15 protein-coding genes, 1 rRNA gene and 1 pseudogene are annotated in these 18,743 nt (G+C 44.5%); 12 read left to right on the top strand and 5 right to left on the bottom strand.

Annotated features, from left to right (window positions below):
* The first annotated feature begins 72 nt into the window (after nucleotides 1-72).
* The 7 genes from argA to G5T77_RS13935 all read left to right on the top strand — a co-directional run bounded on the left by argA (nucleotide 73) and on the right by G5T77_RS13935 (nucleotide 7,542).
* Nucleotides 73-1,416: an amino-acid N-acetyltransferase gene (gene argA / locus G5T77_RS13965; protein WP_166137584.1), complete on the top strand. Its 1,344-nt coding sequence runs from the start codon at nucleotides 73-75 to the stop codon at nucleotides 1,414-1,416.
* Between the two features lie 334 nt (nucleotides 1,417-1,750).
* Nucleotides 1,751-2,710 carry a sulfonate ABC transporter substrate-binding protein gene (locus tag G5T77_RS13960; protein WP_166137586.1) on the top strand — a complete coding sequence of 320 codons (960 nt, stop codon included), beginning with the start codon at nucleotides 1,751-1,753 and terminating at the stop codon, nucleotides 2,708-2,710.
* Nucleotides 2,711-2,798: 88 nt separating this feature from the next.
* Nucleotides 2,799-3,731 carry a sulfonate ABC transporter substrate-binding protein gene (locus G5T77_RS13955; protein ID WP_227607501.1) on the top strand — a complete coding sequence of 311 codons (933 nt, stop codon included), beginning with the start codon at nucleotides 2,799-2,801 and terminating at the stop codon, nucleotides 3,729-3,731.
* A 16-nt stretch (nucleotides 3,732-3,747) separates the two neighbouring features.
* Complete coding sequence (gene ssuD / locus G5T77_RS13950; RefSeq protein WP_166137591.1) at nucleotides 3,748-4,923, top strand: FMNH2-dependent alkanesulfonate monooxygenase; 1,176 nt, start codon at nucleotides 3,748-3,750, stop codon at nucleotides 4,921-4,923.
* Complete coding sequence (gene ssuC, locus G5T77_RS13945; RefSeq protein ID WP_166137594.1) at nucleotides 4,923-5,738, top strand: aliphatic sulfonate ABC transporter permease SsuC; 816 nt, start codon at nucleotides 4,923-4,925, stop codon at nucleotides 5,736-5,738. The genes ssuD and ssuC overlap by 1 nt, the downstream gene beginning before the upstream one ends.
* A gap of 25 nt (nucleotides 5,739-5,763) precedes the next feature.
* Entirely contained in the window at nucleotides 5,764-6,570 is an 807-nt protein-coding gene (locus G5T77_RS13940; RefSeq protein ID WP_125278874.1) for an ATP-binding cassette domain-containing protein, read from the top strand.
* Between the two features lie 348 nt (nucleotides 6,571-6,918).
* Nucleotides 6,919-7,542 carry a TetR/AcrR family transcriptional regulator gene (locus G5T77_RS13935; RefSeq protein ID WP_166137597.1) on the top strand — a complete coding sequence of 208 codons (624 nt, stop codon included), beginning with the start codon at nucleotides 6,919-6,921 and terminating at the stop codon, nucleotides 7,540-7,542.
* Between the two features lie 72 nt (nucleotides 7,543-7,614).
* On the opposite strand, the gene G5T77_RS13930 is transcribed toward G5T77_RS13935, so the two are convergent.
* Complete coding sequence (locus G5T77_RS13930; RefSeq protein ID WP_125278875.1) at nucleotides 7,615-8,178, bottom strand: 5'-nucleosidase; 564 nt, start codon at nucleotides 8,176-8,178, stop codon at nucleotides 7,615-7,617.
* Between the two features lie 255 nt (nucleotides 8,179-8,433).
* Here G5T77_RS13930 and ribF point away from each other — a divergent pair, with 255 nt between their 5' ends.
* The 5 genes from ribF (at nucleotide 8,434) to G5T77_RS13905 (ending at nucleotide 14,029) form a co-directional block, all read left to right on the top strand.
* The gene (gene ribF, locus G5T77_RS13925) at nucleotides 8,434-9,435 is read left to right on the top strand and encodes a bifunctional riboflavin kinase/FAD synthetase (RefSeq protein WP_034705207.1); all 1,002 of its coding nucleotides are present in this window, start codon (nucleotides 8,434-8,436) and stop codon (nucleotides 9,433-9,435) included.
* Between the two features lie 64 nt (nucleotides 9,436-9,499).
* The gene (gene ileS, locus G5T77_RS13920; protein WP_166137599.1) at nucleotides 9,500-12,346 is read left to right on the top strand and encodes an isoleucine--tRNA ligase; all 2,847 of its coding nucleotides are present in this window, start codon (nucleotides 9,500-9,502) and stop codon (nucleotides 12,344-12,346) included.
* Entirely contained in the window at nucleotides 12,339-12,878 is a 540-nt protein-coding gene (lspA, locus tag G5T77_RS13915; RefSeq protein ID WP_004781354.1) for a signal peptidase II, read from the top strand. Before ileS ends, lspA begins: the two co-directional genes overlap by 8 nt.
* Nucleotides 12,871-13,353: a peptidylprolyl isomerase gene (locus tag G5T77_RS13910; protein WP_125278879.1), complete on the top strand. Its 483-nt coding sequence runs from the start codon at nucleotides 12,871-12,873 to the stop codon at nucleotides 13,351-13,353. The genes lspA and G5T77_RS13910 overlap by 8 nt, the downstream gene beginning before the upstream one ends.
* 133 nt (nucleotides 13,354-13,486) lie before the next feature.
* Nucleotides 13,487-14,029, top strand: coding sequence for an NAD(P)H-dependent oxidoreductase (locus tag G5T77_RS13905; RefSeq protein ID WP_005232867.1), 543 nt, complete (start codon nucleotides 13,487-13,489; stop codon nucleotides 14,027-14,029).
* Between the two features lie 253 nt (nucleotides 14,030-14,282).
* Here the strand turns inward: G5T77_RS13905 and G5T77_RS17475 are convergent.
* The 4 genes and pseudogenes from G5T77_RS17475 to rrf all read right to left on the bottom strand — a co-directional run bounded on the left by G5T77_RS17475 (nucleotide 14,283) and on the right by rrf (nucleotide 18,446).
* A pseudogene (locus G5T77_RS17475) lies at nucleotides 14,283-14,678 on the bottom strand (tautomerase family protein).
* A 379-nt stretch (nucleotides 14,679-15,057) separates the two neighbouring features.
* Nucleotides 15,058-16,212, bottom strand: a complete 1,155-nt coding sequence (locus G5T77_RS13895) for a PQQ-dependent sugar dehydrogenase (RefSeq protein WP_166137602.1) — start codon at nucleotides 16,210-16,212, stop codon at nucleotides 15,058-15,060.
* Between the two features lie 143 nt (nucleotides 16,213-16,355).
* Entirely contained in the window at nucleotides 16,356-18,143 is a 1,788-nt protein-coding gene (locus G5T77_RS13890; protein ID WP_166137605.1) for a GGDEF domain-containing protein, read from the bottom strand.
* A 188-nt stretch (nucleotides 18,144-18,331) separates the two neighbouring features.
* Nucleotides 18,332-18,446 (bottom strand): 5S ribosomal RNA (gene rrf, locus G5T77_RS13885).
* Nucleotides 18,447-18,743: the final 297 nt, after the last annotated feature.

Here is an 18,743-nt window from a genome sequence, read left to right as displayed (position 1 = left end):
TCTGTACTTCCACTTCAGTATTTTTTCATTAGAATCAAAGCTAGATCTTTAAATGTTGAAATAGGCACAGCCATGACTGCAGCAGAAACCTCACCGAGCAACACCTTGCAATATGTGCACTGGTTTCGCCATTCTGCGCCTTATATCAATGCTCATCGCAATAAAACTTTTGTGATCATGTTTGATGGTGAAGCAGTATTGCATGATAACTTTCAGCACATCATTCATGATATTGCCCTGCTCAATTCTTTAGGAATCCGTCTGATTCTGGTGCATGGCGCACGTCCGCAGATTAACCAGAATCTGGCTGCGAGTGGCTTCGAGACTCCCTTCCATCAGCAGCGTCGGGTCACAACACGTGAATCCTTAAGCTGTGTACTGAATGCAGTAGGATCAATCCGTTTACAGATTGAGGCGCTATTGTCTATGGGACTGGCCAACTCACCCATGTATGGTGCGCGCATTGATGCCGTTTCAGGAAATTTTGTGACAGCCAAACCTTATGGCATCCGTGATGGGGTTGATTTTCAGTTAACTGGTGAAGTTCGGGCCATTGATACCGATGCGATTCAACGTCATCTGGACAATCATAATATTGTGATTCTCGGTCCGACCGGCTATTCAACGACAGGTGAAGTTTTTAACCTTCTAGCTGAAGAAGTCGCAACCAAAACTGCGACTCGTCTCAAAGCCGATAAACTGATTATCTTGGGTCGACAGCATGGTTTACTCGACAGTAAGGGCCAGTTAAAACGGGAAGTAACCCCACAGCAACTGGATGACTATATTCTTTCTGATGAACAGGATATTGAAATTCGGCTCCAGCTCAAGGCCGCTCAGGAAGCTTCCCGAAATGGCGTCAATCGTGTTCATCTGATTTCATATACCTATGACGGCGCCCTGCTGGAAGAACTGTTCACCCGGGATGGTTCCGGCACCATGATCACCGATGCGCATTATGAAGAAGTGCGTATGGCCGACATTCAGGATGTTGGTGGCCTGATCCGCTTGCTTCGCCCCTTGGAAGAAGAAGGCATTCTGGTTTACCGTTCGCGTGAACGTCTGGAAAATGAAATTGACCAGTTTGCCGTAATTGAGCGTGACGGCATGATTCTGGCTTGTGCTGCCCTGTATCCGATTCCGACTACGGGCAATGAACTGCGTTCTGCAGAAATCGCCTGCGTTGCAGTAGATCCAAGTTACCGTCAATCCAACCGCGGTGGCCAGATCCTGCATTATCTGGAAGATAAGGCCAAAAGTCTGGGTATTCAGCAACTGTTTATTTTAACGACCCGTACTGCACACTGGTTTCTGGAACAGGGTTTTGAACCGACATCAATAGATGATTTGCCTGATGCCCGACAGGCTTTTTATAATTATCAGCGCAATTCAATTGTCTGTAAAAAGTCACTTTAAAGTGACTTTTTATTCGCTCTCATATCTCTATTTTAGATAACGATATTCATAAAACCTGTATTCAGCATAAAAATCCTATTGCTGATTTTCTAATAAGCATATCTGGCCACTTTATTTAGAATAAATAATTTTATATTTCATTGTCTTATATAAATAATTCTTTTTTCCTAAATTAATGTGTAAATCACTTTCCTGCATAAGTTTTGCACTTTTTTATTTATCTTTTTTCTTCATTAGAAATTCCTGAATAGTTATTTTTTTAGAAAAGTAAAAAGCTTTAGCGTATGCCTAAGTTCTTCATTTCACATTTCTAAATTTTCAGGAGTTTTGATTCATGCGCCAATCACACATTCAATTATTCACAAAAACTGCGGTCCTTAGTGCTGCGGTGGCTGGCGTGATGATGCTGTCTGGCTGTGGCAAAAAACAGGAAGCCGTGACCCTGAATATTGGTTTCCAGAAATATGGTGTACTGCCGATCTTAAAAGAACGTGGCACCTTAGAAACGTCATTAAAAGAACAAGGCGTGAATGTGAAATGGGTTGAATTCCCGGCTGGTCCTCAGTTGCTTGAAGGCTTGAATGTCGGCAGCGTATCTTTTGGTGAAGCCGGTGAAGCGCCACCGATTTTTGCTCAAGCAGCGAATTCAAATCTGGTCTATGTGGCCAACCAGCCTGAAGCACCGAAAGCTGAAGCGCTAATCGTACAGAAAGACTCGAAGATTCAATCCGTACAGGATCTGAAAGGCAAACGTGTTGCCTTAAATAAAGGCTCAAATGTTCATTACTTACTACTCAAAGTCCTTGAAGCCAATAATCTGAAACTCAGTGATATCGAAGTGGTTTACCTGCCACCTTCTGATGCCCGTGCCGCTTTCGAACGCGGTGCTGTCGATGCCTGGGTGATCTGGGATCCGTTCTTCGCTGCAGCAGAACATCAGATTGGTGCCCGTGTCATCGCCACGGGTGAGAACATCGTCAGTAATCATCAGTTCTATCTGGCAGATCGCAAGTTTGCTGAAGCCAACCCACAGATTATTGAAGCTGTCGTGAATGAACTCAACCTGACCACTGAGTGGGTTTCTGCTCATCAGGATGAAGCAGCCAAACTTCTGGAAAAACCGACAGGCCTGGCCTTTGATGTATTGAAAACATCTATTTCACGCATGGGCTTTGGGGTAAAACCACTCACTCCCGAAGTGGCACAAAAACAACAACAGGTGGCTGATGCCTTCTATGGCCAGCAACTGATTCCAGCCAAACTGAATATTCAATCTGCAATTATCGCGAAGTAAACCAAAGAACAATTTAGGGGATTTAATCATGACTCAACATCAGCTACACAACAAAGCAATCACATGGTTCAAGACCTCCAGTCATGGGATGAACGCTGCATTAGTTGCTTGCGCGATGTTGGGTTCAAGTGCCGCTTGGGCAGTGGATCCTTCAGTTAAACAGCTGCGTGTGGGTTATCAAAAAGCTTCTGTGAACCTGGTGATTGCACAGCAGCAAAAGCTGTTTGAAAAGGAATTTCCAAATGCAAAAATCAGCTGGAACGAATTTCCAGGCGGACCACAAATTCTAGAAGCACTGGCGGTAGGTTCTATTGATGTAGGTGCAACTGGAGATACACCTCCTGTCTACGCTCAGGCAGGCAATAAGCCATTGCACTATTTTGCTTATGAAACTGCAAAACCTTTATCTTCTGCCATTCTGGTCCAGCACAATTCCAAAATTACCAAGCTGAGCCAGCTCAAAGGTAAACGTGTTGGCGTGCACCGCGGTTCAAGCTCACATTATTTACTGGTACAGGCAGTACGCAAAGCGGGTCTGCAATGGACCGATATCCAGCCGGTCTGGCTAAGCCCTGCTGATGCGCGTGCAGCTTTCCAAAAAGGTGCGATTGATGCCTGGGCGATTTGGGATCCGTACTATGCTGCGGCTCAAGTAGAAGATAAAGCCAGAGTTTTATCTTCAGGCAAGGGCTTAAGTCCCAATTACACCTTTTACCTCGCTTCAGAAAATTTGATCAAAAATCACCCGCAAGCCTTAAAAGGCATTATCAAGCAGGTCAATGTTGCAGATAAATGGGTACAAAGCCATAAGGCTGAAACTGCAAGCATCTTTGCACAAAGTACCGGTCTAAAACCGATTGTCAGCCAGACCTTTATCCAGCGTCGTCCGAATCCGTCTGGTGCTGCACCGCTCACCAAGAAAGTGATTGCCGATCAGCAGGAACTCGCAAACCATTTCAGCGAACTCAAGATCATTCCGAAATCTATCAATATTCAGCAAGCCGTTTGGGCAGGAAAATAATCTAAGGATCAAAGACATGAAAATTTTCTGGTTTATCCCGACACATGGCGACAGCCGCTACTTAGGTACCAGCAAAGGTGCACGCCAGGTTGATCATGCCTACATGAAGCAGATTGCGGTTGCGGTCGATAATCTTGGTTATGAAGGTGTATTAATCCCGACTGGCCGTTCATGTGAAGATCCATGGTTAACTGCAGCCAGCCTGATTGATGCCACTAAAAAACTGAAATTCCTCGTCGCGCTGCGTCCAGGTGTTACTACGCCTGCCCTGACTGCACGTATGGCTGCAACCTTTGACCGTCTGTCTGGTGGCCGTGTATTGCTGAACCTGGTGACGGGTGGTGATGAGCAAGAGCTAAAAGGCGACGGCGTTTATGAAGATCATGCAACACGCTACAAGACTGCAGCTGAATACACCACCATCTGGCGTGAAATCCTGACCCGTTCACATACCGGCGAAAGCTTCACTTTCCATGGTGAACGCTTAAGTGTGGACGATGCCAAACTGCTTTATCCACCAATTCAAAAACCATATCCACCACTCTGGTTCGGTGGTTCTTCAGATGCAGCCGTTGAACTGGCCACTGATCAGGTTGACACTTACCTGACTTGGGGTGAGCCGCCTGCAGCAGTGAAAGAAAAAATTGAAAATGTGCGTGCCAAAGCGGAAGCGAAAGGTCGCAAGCTGAGCTACGGTATCCGTCTGCATGTGATCGTGCGTGAAACCAATGAAGAAGCATGGAGAGCAGCAGACGAGCTCATCCAGTATGTGGATGATGCCACCATTGCTGCTGCACAAGCGAAATTCAAGCAAATGGACTCTGTCGGCCAACGTCGTATGGCTGAGCTGCACAATGGCGACCGTAGCAAACTCGAAGTGTCTCCAAACCTGTGGGCAGGTGTAGGTCTGGTACGTGGCGGTGCAGGTACAGCGCTTGTAGGAGATCCAGAAACTGTCGCAGCACGTATTCAGGAATATGCTGATCTAGGTATCGATACCTTCATTTTCTCAGGCTACCCACATCTGGAAGAATCGATCCGTTTTGCGGAACTGGTATTCCCATTACTTCCGCTTGAAACTCAGCAAAAACTGGCTCAGCCAAACCTGACTGGTCCATTCGGTGAGATTGTGGCAAATAACTACACTCCAGATGAGAACAAGAAGGCTGAGAGTATTCAGGAGCCAGCTTAATGTCGAAAGTCGTTTCAGTTGAAACCCTCGCAGAAAAGAAGGTTTCACGTGGAACACAGCTTGGGCAGCGTTTGCTGCCCTGGTTAGTTCCTGTCGGATTAATTCTACTCTGGCAAATCGCGTCGAGTACCAGTTTGCTGGAAAGCCGCATTTTGCCTGCACCAAGTGCCGTAGTCATCGCGTTCTGGAATTTGCTGCTCAGCGGTGAATTGTGGACACATGTCAAAGTGAGTGCTGGCCGTGCCTTAAGTGGTTTATTAGTAGGTGGTGGTCTAGGGCTGATTTTGGGTCTACTGAATGGTTCATCCAAAACGGCTTCTACCCTGCTGGATACCACCTTGCAAATGATCCGTAATATCCCGGCTCTGGCCTTAATTCCACTGGTGATTCTCTGGTTCGGGATTGATGAATCAGCCAAGCTGTTCCTAGTCGCGATTGGTGTGTTTTTCCCAATCTACATCAATACCTATCATGGGATTCGTTCAGTCGATCCCCAGCTGATTGAAATGGGTAAAAGCTATGGCCTGACTCGCTGGCAGCTTTATAAAGAAATCATCCTGCCAGGGGCAATGCCTTCAATTCTGGTCGGCCTACGTTTTTCACTTGGTCTGGTCTGGGTACTGCTGATTGTGGCTGAAACGATTTCTGCCCAGTCCGGTATCGGTTATATGACCATGAACGCGCGTGAATTCCTGCAAACTGATGTCGTACTGGTGGGTATTTTACTGTATGCCCTGCTCGGTAAACTGGCAGATGTCCTAGCCGTGGCCTTAGAACGATTCCTGCTGCGCTGGCATGCTGGCTATCAAAAATAATTGAAAAAATATTGAGGAGCATGTGATGACTGATCTCAGCTTAGGGCGTCTTGCCAATGATCCGACTGCAGTGCAGGAGCCTGCTGCAACCGATATCAATCCCAATGCCGTTGCGGGTGCCGAAATCATTATTGAACAGCTGCACAAGTTCTATGGCTCAGTGAAGGTACTGGAAGATCTGGACCTGCATATTCAGCCGGGTGAATTTCTGGCGATTGTTGGCCGTAGTGGCTGTGGTAAAAGTACCCTGCTCCGTCTGATTGCAGATTTAGAAAAACAGAGCTATGGCGAAATTAAATTCAAGTCCGCACGTCATATCCGTGAAGGCATCACCGCTGATGATATCCGCGTGATGTTCCAGGATCCGCGTTTATTGCCATGGCGCAGCATCGAACAGAATGTGCAACTCGGCCTACCAAAAGACCAGCATGACAATGCTTCACAAATGCTGGAGAAAGTCGGCTTAAAAGAAAAAGCCGGGCTTTGGCCTTCACAACTGTCTGGTGGTCAGCGTCAGCGTACAGCTCTTGCACGTGCCTTGTCACATAAGCCGCGTATTTTATTACTAGATGAACCACTTGGTGCGCTGGATGCCCTGACCCGTCTGGATATGCAGAATCTGATTGAAAAATTATGGACTGAACAGGGCTTTACCGCGATTCTGGTCACCCATGACGTGAGTGAAGCCGTACAACTGGCAGACCGGATTATCCTGTTAGATAAAGGCTATATTGCCAAAGAGTTCAAAGTTGATCTTCCACGTCCACGACAAAAGAATGTGAAATTCGCCGAACTTGAACAGCAGGTTCTGAATGCCGTTCTGGCAACCTAAAATGTGAGGGAATCTGGAATAACTGTTTATTCTGGATTCCTTATTTCGAATCAAGAGAATATCTGTCTCACTGATTATTTATTCAGCAATTGGCAAAATTTCAACTTCATTCATTAATTTTATTTTAACTTTATGATGCTTCAAGGTAATAATTACTACTTAAAAAATCATCAACCTTTTCAAAAGCTTGGTTTTTAATTCCTGCGCCTTAAACCGATACTAATTATATCTTTAATCTAAAGAATAAATCATCATTATTCATAAAATTAGCACCTGACTTGATGCACAAATCTGATGATTTGACGTACAATTAAAAATTCCCTTTTTAATTGTTTTTAATATTTGCTGATGGAACAAAAAAAGAGTACTCAAAAACGCAACCAGCTGCTGAATGCTGCACTCGATGTTTTTTCCCTATACGGTTTTAATGGGGCGAGTTTAGATGAGATCGCGCAAATTGCAGAAATGCATAAGTCGAATATTTTCTATTATTACGAAAATAAAGAGGCGCTCTATGTAGAGGTTTTAACGACCGTTCTACAAAAATGGCTGGCACCTTTACAAATGCTAGAAGCTGATCTTGAGCCTGAAGAAGCGATTACCAATTATTTGATGCAAAAAATTGAAGTATCGCGTACCCAGCCTAAAGCTTCACGCCTGTTCGCTCTGGAAGTGATTCAGGGTGCGCCGCACATTTTAGAAATCTTAAAAGGTCCATTGAAAAAACTGGTCAAGCGTAAAGCCAAAGTGATTTCAAACTGGCAGGAACAAGGCAAAATTTCTAAAGATATCGATCCTGAACTGCTGATTCTGAATATCTGGGCCGTGACCCAGAACTATGCAGATTTCGCAACCCAGATGGAAATGGTAACAGGCAAGACCTTGCGTAACCGCAGCATGCAACAACGGATTATCCAGCATACTGTACATATGATGCTGTACGGCATACTTCCGCGTACACAAGAAAAATAGGTCAATGCAAAAATCATTTGGCATACGGCCATAAATTTTATGGTCGCCGACCCCTTCTCTCACCCTTTATTATTATTTTAACGTTTGATATAAATTCAATAATTTCTGCGCACCTAGCAGCAGATTCTCTTCCCAGTCCAAATGAGCACTATCATCTGCACCGTCAGTAATATATTTAACTGAAATCAGGCGCACATCCAATTTTCTACATACCTTGGCCAGCGCATAGCCTTCCATATCCACCAGCTGACAAGCCACTTTTGGTAAGCCTGTTTCAAAGCTATCCCCTGTTCCACAAACCCCTTTCGGTAAATGGGCAAAGAACGGTTCCAGATCAATTGCGCCTGGCAAATGATCATCCATCGGGGTAATACCAACTTCAAATCCTAGTGGTGAAACATCCATATCACGTTGCACAAAACGCTTAACTTCAACCAGTTCATGCGCCTTGAAATGGGAACTGCCTGCGGTGCCGAGATTAATCAGGGTTTTACAGCGAGTTTTCTGAATCACTTCAAAAGCCTTAAAAGCAGCATTGACCTTGCCGATGCCACTATAGTGGACTTCCACACCTTCTGCTTCGAACAAACCTTTGGATTCACTGGCCAATGCCATAATGAGCGCCGAATCTGACATGCAAACTACCCGAGACTGAGAAAACCGTGACATTAGAAAGCAAAATCCAGGCAATGAAAAGCGGGTTTTTAGATTTCTGTTTTGCAGATCTCATGCTTAAATAACCGCAGAAGATTCTTGGATGGCACACTTTCTTCTTGATGTGTTTCGTGATTTTTCAATAATTTTTTTGCATAAAAACACAACAGCAAGACGAATCGTTGAGATTATGGCAATATATAGCCTTTCCTATTTTTTAATTCCCTGATTTCGCCTATGCAGCTGCTCCGTCTCAATGCTTTAGCGTCACATTCTGAATTGCCAAAAACCGCCGTTACGATTGGTAATTTTGACGGCGTGCATCTGGGTCATCAGGCCATGATCAAACAGTTAAAAGCTGTTGCAGAAGCTGAACAACTAAAAACTGTTGTGATGATCTTCGAGCCACAACCGCTTGAATTTTTTAAAGGTTATGAAGCACCGCCGCGTATTTCCTCATTGCGTGAAAAGGTAGAATATCTAAGCGAACTGGGTGTGGACTATATTGCGGTCGCCAAGTTTGATCATCATTTCCGAAGCCTGAGTGCCGAAGCCTTTGCCGACATTCTGAAAGATAAACTGAATGCAGCACATCTGGTCTTGGGGGATGATTTTCACTTTGGTAAAAACCGTCAGGGCAATAGTGAATTCCTGCGAGATTACGGATTTAAGGTCACCAACCTGCATACTATTGCGTTAGATGGTGAACGGGTCAGTTCTACCCGCATCCGTCAGACCCTGCAAGCGGGCGACCTGGCTCTGGCAGCCAAATTACTGGGACGTCCTTATAGTATCACTGGCCGGGTGCAATACGGCGACCAGATTGGCCGTACCATTGATTTCCCGACCATTAATGTCCGGTTAAACCGGCATAGACCCTGTCTGCAGGGTATTTATGGGGTTGAAGTCGTCTGTGAAACCGGATCACTCAGCGCCAAGGTTCAGCAAGAAAATCCTGAACAGCCGGGTATTGCCGGCTATGATCAGGGCAGCCTGTTTGGTGCCGGTCATGTAGGTACCCGCCCTGCAATCAAACAGACTCATCCGGAATGGCGATTAGAAGTACATTTTCCTGATGTTTCTGCTAATCTGTATGGCCTGTTAATGCGGGTAACCTTCTTGAATTATCTGCATGGCGAAAAAGATTATCCTTCGCTTGAAGCGTTAAAGGCCGGAATTGATGATGATGTTGAGAAACTGCTTGAGTTTCGTCGAAAACACCCCACATTTCCCTTTTAATGTCCCGTATTTTTATTGTAAAACGTGTCAGTCTAATGACTGATTAAATTGGAAGACAACTTGCATGAGCGATAAGCAAACTCCTGAAAATGCAGTGGATTATAAAGCCACGCTGAACCTCCCAGGTACTGACTTTGCAATGAAAGCAAATCTGGCAGTACGTGAAGCGAAATGGTTAGAAGAGTGGTATGCCGATGACATTTATCAGCAGATTCGTGCATCGCGAATTGGCAAGAAAAAATACGTGCTTCATGATGGCCCTCCATATGCCAATGGCCAGATTCACCTAGGTCATGCAGTCAACAAGGTACTTAAAGACATCATCATTAAAAGCCGCATCATGGACGGCTTTGATGCGCCTTATGTGCCAGGCTGGGATTGTCACGGTCTTCCAATTGAACTGAAAGTTGAAGAAAAAGTCGGTAAGGTCGGTGTCAAAGTGGATGCGCCCACTTTCCGTAAAGCTTGCCGCGAATATGCATTGAGCCAGGTTGAGCTACAGAAAAAAGACTTCATCCGTATGGGTGTGTTTGGCGACTGGAGCAATCCTTACCTCACCATGAACTTCAAGCAGGAAGCCAACATTGTACGTTCACTCGGTGAAATCGCGAAAAATGGCCATATCCAGCCAGGTCTTAAACCGGTGAACTGGTGTCTGGACTGTGGTTCAGCACTGGCTGAAGCTGAAGTTGAATATGAAGATAAAAAATCAGATGCAATCGATGTGGGTTTCACCGTGGTTGATCTGGCGGATCTGTCTGCACGTTTAGGTGTTGAAGTTAAAGACTCAACTGATATCGTGATCTGGACGACTACGCCTTGGACCCTGCCTGCGAACCAAGCGGTTGCCCTGCATGCTGAAATTGAATATCAGTTGGTCGTTGCACGTGGTGAAGATAAAGCTGCACAAAACTTTATTCTGGCTAAAGATCTGGTTGAATCTGCAACTGAGCGTTATGGCTTTAATGCGGTTGAAGTGATTGCAGATTTTGCCGGTGCGAAACTTGAGAATCTGGTACTGCAACATCCTTTAATTGCTGAGCGTCAAGTGCCAGTCATTCTGGGTGAACACGTTATCGCAACCAGCGGTACTGGCGCTGTACATACTGCGCCTGGCCACGGTGTGGACGATTATAAAGTTGGTCTGCTGTATAACCTGAAAGTGGATAATCCTGTAGGTGGTAATGGTGTGTATTTACCGACTTCACCACTATTTGCAGGCGAGCACATCTACAAGGCCAATCCCCAAATTATTGCGGCACTTGGCGAAGCTAACAAGCTATGGGCACATAAGCCTATCAAGCATAGCTACCCGCACTGCTGGCGTCATAAAACTCCAATCATCTTCCGTGCGACCCCACAATGGTTCATCAGCATGGATGAAAAAGGTCTGCGTCAGGGCGCATTGAATGCCATTGAAAATGACATCAGCTTCGTTCCGGATTGGGGTAAAAACCGTATCCAGGCAATGATCGAAGGCCGTCCGGACTGGTGTATCTCACGTCAACGTACTTGGGGCGTGCCAATCCCATTCTTCGTGCACAAAGACACCAATGAACTGCACCCACGTACACCTGAACTGATCGAAGAAGTGGCTAAACTAATCGAACAGGAAGGTATTGATGCCTGGTATAACCGTGAAGCCAAAGACTTTATTGGTAATGATGCTGAGCAGTACAACGCAGTTCGCGATACCTTAGACGTATGGTTTGACTCTGGTACAACTCACTATGCAGTGCTGCGTGACCGTGAAGAGTTAACTGATCCAGCTGATTTATATCTTGAAGGTTCTGACCAACACCGTGGCTGGTTCCAGTCTTCATTATTGACCTCTATGGCAATCAATCAACGTGCGCCATATAAAGGTCTGCTGACTCACGGTTTCGTGGTCGATGAGAAAGGCCGCAAGATGTCGAAATCGCTGGGTAATATCATTACTCCGCAAGACATTATCAAGAACATGGGTGCAGACGGCCTGCGTTTCTGGATCGCTTCAGCAGATTACCGTTATGAAATGACCGCAGGTAAAGAAATCTTTAACCGTGCATCAGATGGTTACCGTCGTATCCGTAATACTTTGCGTTTCTTGCTGGCAAACCTGAATGGCTTCAATCCGGCAACTGATGCCCTACCTGTAGATCAACTGATTGCACTGGATCAATACATCCTGCAACGCGCCAATGATGTACAGGAAACCATCAAGAAAGCATATGAAGATATGAACTTCCATATCGTGACCAATGCCTTGACCAATTTCTGCATTAACGACCTTGGTGGTTTCTACTTAGACATCATCAAAGACCGTCAGTACACTACTAAAGCAGACTCGCAGGCACGTCATTCTGCGCAAACTGCACTGTATCATCTGGTTCAAGCTTTTGTACGCTGGATGGCGCCAATCCTGAGTTTTACTGCTCAAGAAGCGTGGCCATTGATTCCGGGTCAAAGCGAGAAATATGTCTTTACTGCTGAATGGTACGATATTCCAGTTTCAGCACAGGCAAACCTGTTATCTGAAGCAGACTGGCAAACCCTGATTGCAGTGAAATCTGCGGTGAACAAGCACATTGAAAATGCGCGTAATGAGAAACTGGTGGGTTCAAATCTGTCTGCCAAAGTTGAGTTATGGGCCAATGATGAGCTGAAAGCTGTTCTAGACCGTCTGGGTGATGAGCTGCGTTTCGTTCTGATCACTTCTCAGGTAATCGTGAATCCGTTTGATGCTGCTCAAGGCAATGACGCTGAACTTGAAGGTCTACGCGTGAAAGTATCTGCGGCAGATGGCGAGAAATGCGTACGCTGCTGGCACGTGCTTCCTGATGTGAATACACATGCCTCACATCCAGGACTATGCGGTCGTTGTATTATTAACCTCCCGAGCGGCCAAGGTGAAGAGAGAAAATATGCCTAACCCACAGCAGAAAAAGGGTCTGTTTCAGTTCTATCCTCACAATTTGTGGTGGATCGGACTGGCTATTCTGGCGATCATTTTAGATCAATGGACCAAATGGATTGCGGTAACACATCTGGAATATGCAGATCCGGTGCCCGTCCTGCCCTTTTTAAATTGGACACTGTTACATAACTATGGCGCTGCCTTTAGTTTCTTGTCCGATGCCGGTGGCTGGCAACGTTATTTCTTTACTTCTCTTGCAGGCTTAGTGTCTGTGGTTTTCGTGTTCTGGCTGATGCGTATGCCAAAGAGCATGAAAGTATTACCATTAGCGGTTGCCCTGATTCTGGGTGGTGCTATTGGTAACCTGATTGATCGCATTTCTTTGGGTTATGTGGTTGACTTTATTCATGTCTATTATCAGAACAGCCACTTCCCTGCTTTTAATATTGCGGATAGTGCCATTACTTTAGGTACGATTCTGCTGCTGATTGATACGTTTTTCCTGGAAAAACACCGAATTCAACGTGCACAGGCGCAACATGACTGATTTTATTAATCCTAACGAGGAAACTCGTGTTGAAGACGGCTCTAAAGTCGAGCTTCATTTTTCTGTCGCGATCGAAAGTGGCGTAGAAATTGACAATACCCGTAGCCGTGAAGAACCGGTAAGCCTGACCATTGGTGATGGCAACCTATTACCAGGTTTTGAAAAAGCCTTGATGGGCTTGCGTGCTGGTGACCGTCGTACCGTCAGCCTCCCGCCCGAAGAAGCTTTTGGTCCGTGGAATCCTGAAAATGTCCAAAAATTTGATACGGTGAAATTTGGCGAACGTCCGATCGAAGGTCACATGATCGAGTTTGAAGACAAGGCCAAATCGACTTTGTATGGCGTAGTAAGATCCGTAAATGATGATATTACCGAAGTGGACTTTAATCATCCGCTTGCAGGTAAAAATATCACCTTTGAAGTCGAAATCTTCAAAGTTACTCCAGCTGGCCAGCAAGGCGTGAAGCTGATGTAATATCGGCTAATCACATGATTTAAAAGAGCTCCTTCGGGAGCTTTTTTAGTTTCTGGATACAAATCCTCTCTAGTCTCTGTTCAGAAATCTGATTAATTTAATTTGATGAGCATGCGATAAGAAAGGGAAAGATATGAAAATTTATATTGTGGTTGGCAGTGTGCGTGAAGGACGTACAGCAATTAAGGTCGCACATTGGGTACTACAGGAAATTAAAAAATATGGTTTTAGCACGCTTGAAACCGAACTTGTCGACTTAAAAGAATGGGACCTTCCGCTTTTTGCTGGTTCTCATCCCCCATTGACCGGTATTTATGATCAGCCGAAACAGCAGGAATGGGCTGACTTTATTGCCCTTGCGGATGCATTTATTTTTATCAGTCCCGAATATAATCATGGCTATAGCCCGGCATTAAAAAATGCGCTGGATTATCTGGCCAAGGAATGGCAAGGCAAGCCGGCAGCCTATATAGGTTATGGCGTCACTAATGGCTCACGTTCCATTGATCAGATCCGCCAGGTCGGCACTCAGCTCGGTATGGTGGATACCAATGCGATTGTAGAGCTGCGAGACATTTTTAGTCGCAATAAAGACTACAGCTTTGAAGGGAATGAATTCGACAATAAAACACTCAGAGATGTCGTGGATAAGCTGATCCAGTATGTCAGTGCCTGAGGACGACAGCGATGTGCGCTTTAGCCTACAGGCAGCGCAGAATTTGTCGGCTATTCTCACTTTCAGTTCAAGGCTATAGTTTGATTCATAGACAGACAGGAAGTCTGCAAAGCGATACAACAACAATAAAAAGCGCAGAGTAACAGGACGTTGACAGGTCAGACAGGAGTCAGATCTGAAAAGCAAATCCAGAAAAGCCTCAACAGGATGTTGGGGCTTTTTTGTATTTAAAATCTGGTATTTTTTTAAAAAATCAGATCTCTATATTAAAGCCTAAATTGACATCACAGGCTGCTTGTCCGCCTCGGATTCCCCAGTTTTCCAATGGACTTTCCTGCAGATGAATCAGGATATGGTCAGACGGAATGCCCAGTTTTCCCAAGCTTTCTACACTCTGTTGATACAGTTTGCGCTTGGTCTCCAGACTTCGGCCAGCGAAGCAGTCAATACTGATCTAGGTAAAATATTCAGGCTGGGCCAGATGAACCATATATTGAAAACGATGGGCTTCATGCACCACTAGCCGGATATTACGGTCATAGTCAGGCAGTTGAAAGGCATTTTTCACACAGTGAAATACGCTGTCGAGTAACTGCTCTTCATCAGCCTGGGAATATTGCTGCCGGACTTCAATTTGAACGGTAGGCATGTGCTTCTCCTTTCTATTATGTTATGGAATTTTTTTAAATATTTTTTTATTGAATAGAGAGATGAGCTTCAATAAGGTCTTCTATCTCTACCATATCGTAAAATTGTCCTGATAACTTGGGATTTGATCGGACAAATATTTTCAAGTGAGCTTGTCGCCTCTGGCCTACAGCAGATGCGGTCAATGCCTCTACTCGGTCTTTCTGACTCAGGCTATATTGAGTGCATACCAAGACAGGAAGCCTTGCAAAAACAAGAATAAAACATCGGCAGGATGCTGATCGATACCGGAGGAAAGGTATCTGAGCTAAATTTGAAAAGGCCCTCACAGGAGTTGGGGCCTTTTTCTTTCATTGTGTTATTAACTATTTAGCTTTTTACTAAGGTGCGGTCATCTTAAGCAACTTGGCTTTTGGACCATCTTCAATCACCCAGAGTGAGCCATCTTTGGCCTGGATCGCACCACGAATCCGCTCTTTCATATCCAGTCGCTGTATTTCTTTCGCAGGATTTTGAGTGGTATCGATTACAATCATTGCCTGAGAAGACAGACCTGTAGCAATGGCTTTATTTTTCCATTGAGGAAAGCTATTGCCAGTATAGAACAGCAAGTCTGAAGGAGAAATTACCGGAGTCCAATCTAATGCTGGTGCTTCAAACTCTGGTCGGGTACTGTGATCTGGAATCGGCTTGCCATCATAATGATCCCCATTGGAGACGATTGGATAGCCATAATTTTTGCCTTTTATCACTTTATTCAGCTCATCACCACCTTTTGGACCCATTTCAATCACCCAAAGCTGCCCTTGTGGATCAAATGCCAAACCGAGAGGATTACGGTGTCCCAGACTCCAGACCTGCTTGGCAATTTCGCCCTGATTCATAAATGGATTATCGGAAGGGATTGAACCATCATCATTCAGACGAATAATCTTGCCGGCATTGGATTTCATGTCTTGAGCTGGATTAAATTGCTGACGTTCACCCGAACTGATCCAGAGTTTATTGTCTGAGCCAAAGATAATCCGGTGCCCATAATGGCCTTGTCCTGAAGAAAATTTCGGTACCTGACTCCAGATTTTCTTAATCTGAGTAAGTTGTGGCGTGCTCTTAGTGAGATCGAGCTTGCCACGAACCACCACTGCACCATAACCACCCTGTCCCTGTTCGGCATAACTGAGATATACCCACTGATTCTTGGCAAAGTCAGGATGGAGTGCGATATCGCCTAAGCCCCCTTGTCCACCATAGGCCACTTGAGGAATACCCTGAACAGTTTGAGTGCTACGATTGGCTGGATTAAATAATTTTAATTTTCCAGATCTTTCAGTAATCAGTAAACGCTGATCTGGCAGCTCAGTGAGTGCCCATGGCTCATTCAACTGCGCAAATTCTTCGACTTTATAGGCTTGCTGTGTGGTTTTGGCAGCGGATTGTCCAGCGGGCGGTGCTGAAGTCTTGTCTTGGGCACAGGCAGTCAGGCTATAGGAACCCAAGCCTAATAATAAAATTGCTGCTATTTGAGTCTGTTTCATTGTTATTCTTCATGCTAATTTCATTCAGATAAGTACCAATTTAGCATTCCGGACAGCGGCTAAAATAATAAAAAAGTAAAGGAATCGTAAACGGATATAACATAATCTCAATAAGATAGCTGATGCATTGATTGAGTTTTTTATTATTTAATACAGGCTGAATCGCGAAGAATTTTCGCCTGATACAACTGCTGATCGGCTGTTTTCAGTAAACGATCAACATTTTTATAAATATGCTCTGCATCCATAATCGCTGCTCCGACACTGATACTGATCCAGGTTTTGTCATCCCCACGATTGGCGTGTTCTAAATTGAGCTGACGAATAACCTCACAAAGTTGCTCGGCAAAAGCTTCGGCTTCCTGCGAGGAAATATCTGCCAGTAAAACCGCAAATTCCTCTCCACCATAGCGGGCCAGAAAGCCATTTTCAGGCAATATTTGCTGAATGGTTCGAACCAGTGTTTTTAAAATATAGTCACCTTTGAGATGGCCATAATAGTCATTATAGTTTTTAAAATAATCCACATCGATCATATAAACAGCCAGCGAAGATTGGTTTGCTATCGCATGCTCATATTGCTGCTGAAGCTGTTCATTTAAGGCAAAGCGATTATAGGCACCTGTCAGCGAATCCAGCCTCACCTGCTGCGCGAGTTTCTCATTGAGCAAGGTGATATCACGCGTACGGTCCCGAACCTTCTGATCAAGTTCTTTATTCAGGCGCAAAAGCTGATTGTTTAACAACTCGGTATTAATACTTTGCACCGCATAATCACGGCTGAGCTGAAAGGTAATTAAAATAAAATAGGCACAAGATGTATAAAATGCAATTTCAACTGAATCTATTACCTTTAAAGCAAGTAAATAGTCATGCAGGAAGGTCAAGCAGACCAGCACCACCGCAATAGAATTGATCTTGGAATAACGCACATGCGATTTATGCATGCGATAAGCGCCATAAAGCAGATTAATAAAAACCAGTACTGCAATACTAAAGCTCTGGAAAAAGAAGCTCTGGAATATATAAGGCAGCGTAAACAGGGTCACAGCCACATTGATACTAATTAACAAAGCTGTGATTTTTAATAAATAAGGATTTAACAGTCGATACGGAAATAAATATATATAAATCAAGAAGAACAGAGTTGCCAATTCGGTCAGTAAATACTCAAATCGTGTGCCCCATACCCAGGAAATATTCGTGAATAAAGTATAAATAAATGGAACTGCAAAGAAGCTACGCAGGCTCAAGCACAGAATAAATAACCCTAGAAACAGCAGCAAATTACCTGCTTGCGTTTTAAGGCTGCGAAATACTGCAAAGAACACCATAAAGCAGCCAATCATCAGCAGAACGCCACTGATCACACTTAAAGGAATCACCTGATCATAAAACTTATCCAGAATAGGCTGGTTAAAGCCAATAAACATGCTGTTTTCCAGCCCGCCACGGATATGGTGATAACTTGAAGCATGAATGGTAATCGTCACTTCCCGCTGTGAGGGAAAGAAAGAAGCCAGCTTTGGCGCCATCATGGTCTGATGCTGACCGTGTATGCCCACCTTCCCTACTTCAATCAGGAGATGATCATCGACATACATGCGATAAGCCCCATACTGGTATGGTACGTAAACATAAACCGCATGATTAATGGCTGATTCAGGCAGCCTAAAGGTTTTTTGAAAAGTTCCAATATGGTCTTTATGACCTGTTAAAGTCAGGAAAGAATTAGGTAAATGAACTTTTTCAGCAGCAAGGGGCTGATTAGAGGAATTTAATTGGGACGATCGCTGCTCAGAAGTGGGATCAATCAGCTGATTGGGATAAAAATCCCATTCGCCATCAAGTTTGACATACTGATGATGATCAAAATTTAATTCTGTTACAGCGTATAGCTGTGGAGAAATCAAACTGAGCCATATCAACACAAATGTGTTTATGTGAGAATCTGCTGCATATGACTCAGAGAATAAAAAAATATTTACACGAGTAGTATAACATTTTACAACTGATCAGAGATTATACAGCCGTAAAAAATTAGTCGTTAAAGAGAGAAAAGTGATTATATAAATATAAAAAAAGCCCCCTGCGTGAGCAGAGGGCTTTTGGAATAATGAGCTGGCGATGACTTACTCTCACATGGGAGACCCCACACTACCATCAGCGCTAAGAGGTTTCACTTCTGAGTTCGGGAAGGGATCAGGTGGTTCACTCTTGCTATGGTCGCCAGCACAACTGGTATGCTTACTCGCTATGGTCTTATCTACGTTGCTTGCGCTTCGTTTGCCTAGCTTTCTTCAAATAGAATGCATTAACAGATGTATCTGAGTTCTTGCGAGTAGAACTAAGCAGTGCTTAATTATACTCTCATTTGTTCGATTAGCTTAACTAAATCAAGTTTTCGTCTGATCGTTAGATCAATATGAAATCAATTGATGCTTTATATACAACTGCTTGGGTGTTGTATAGTCAAGCCTCACGAGCAATTAGTATTGGTCAGCTTCATACATCACTGCACTTCCACATCC

This window comes from Acinetobacter sp. GFQ9D191M (genome assembly GCF_011174875.1).
Classification (GTDB): Bacteria; Pseudomonadota; Gammaproteobacteria; order Pseudomonadales; family Moraxellaceae; genus Acinetobacter.
This window is presented reverse-complemented; position numbering and strand designations above follow the sequence as displayed.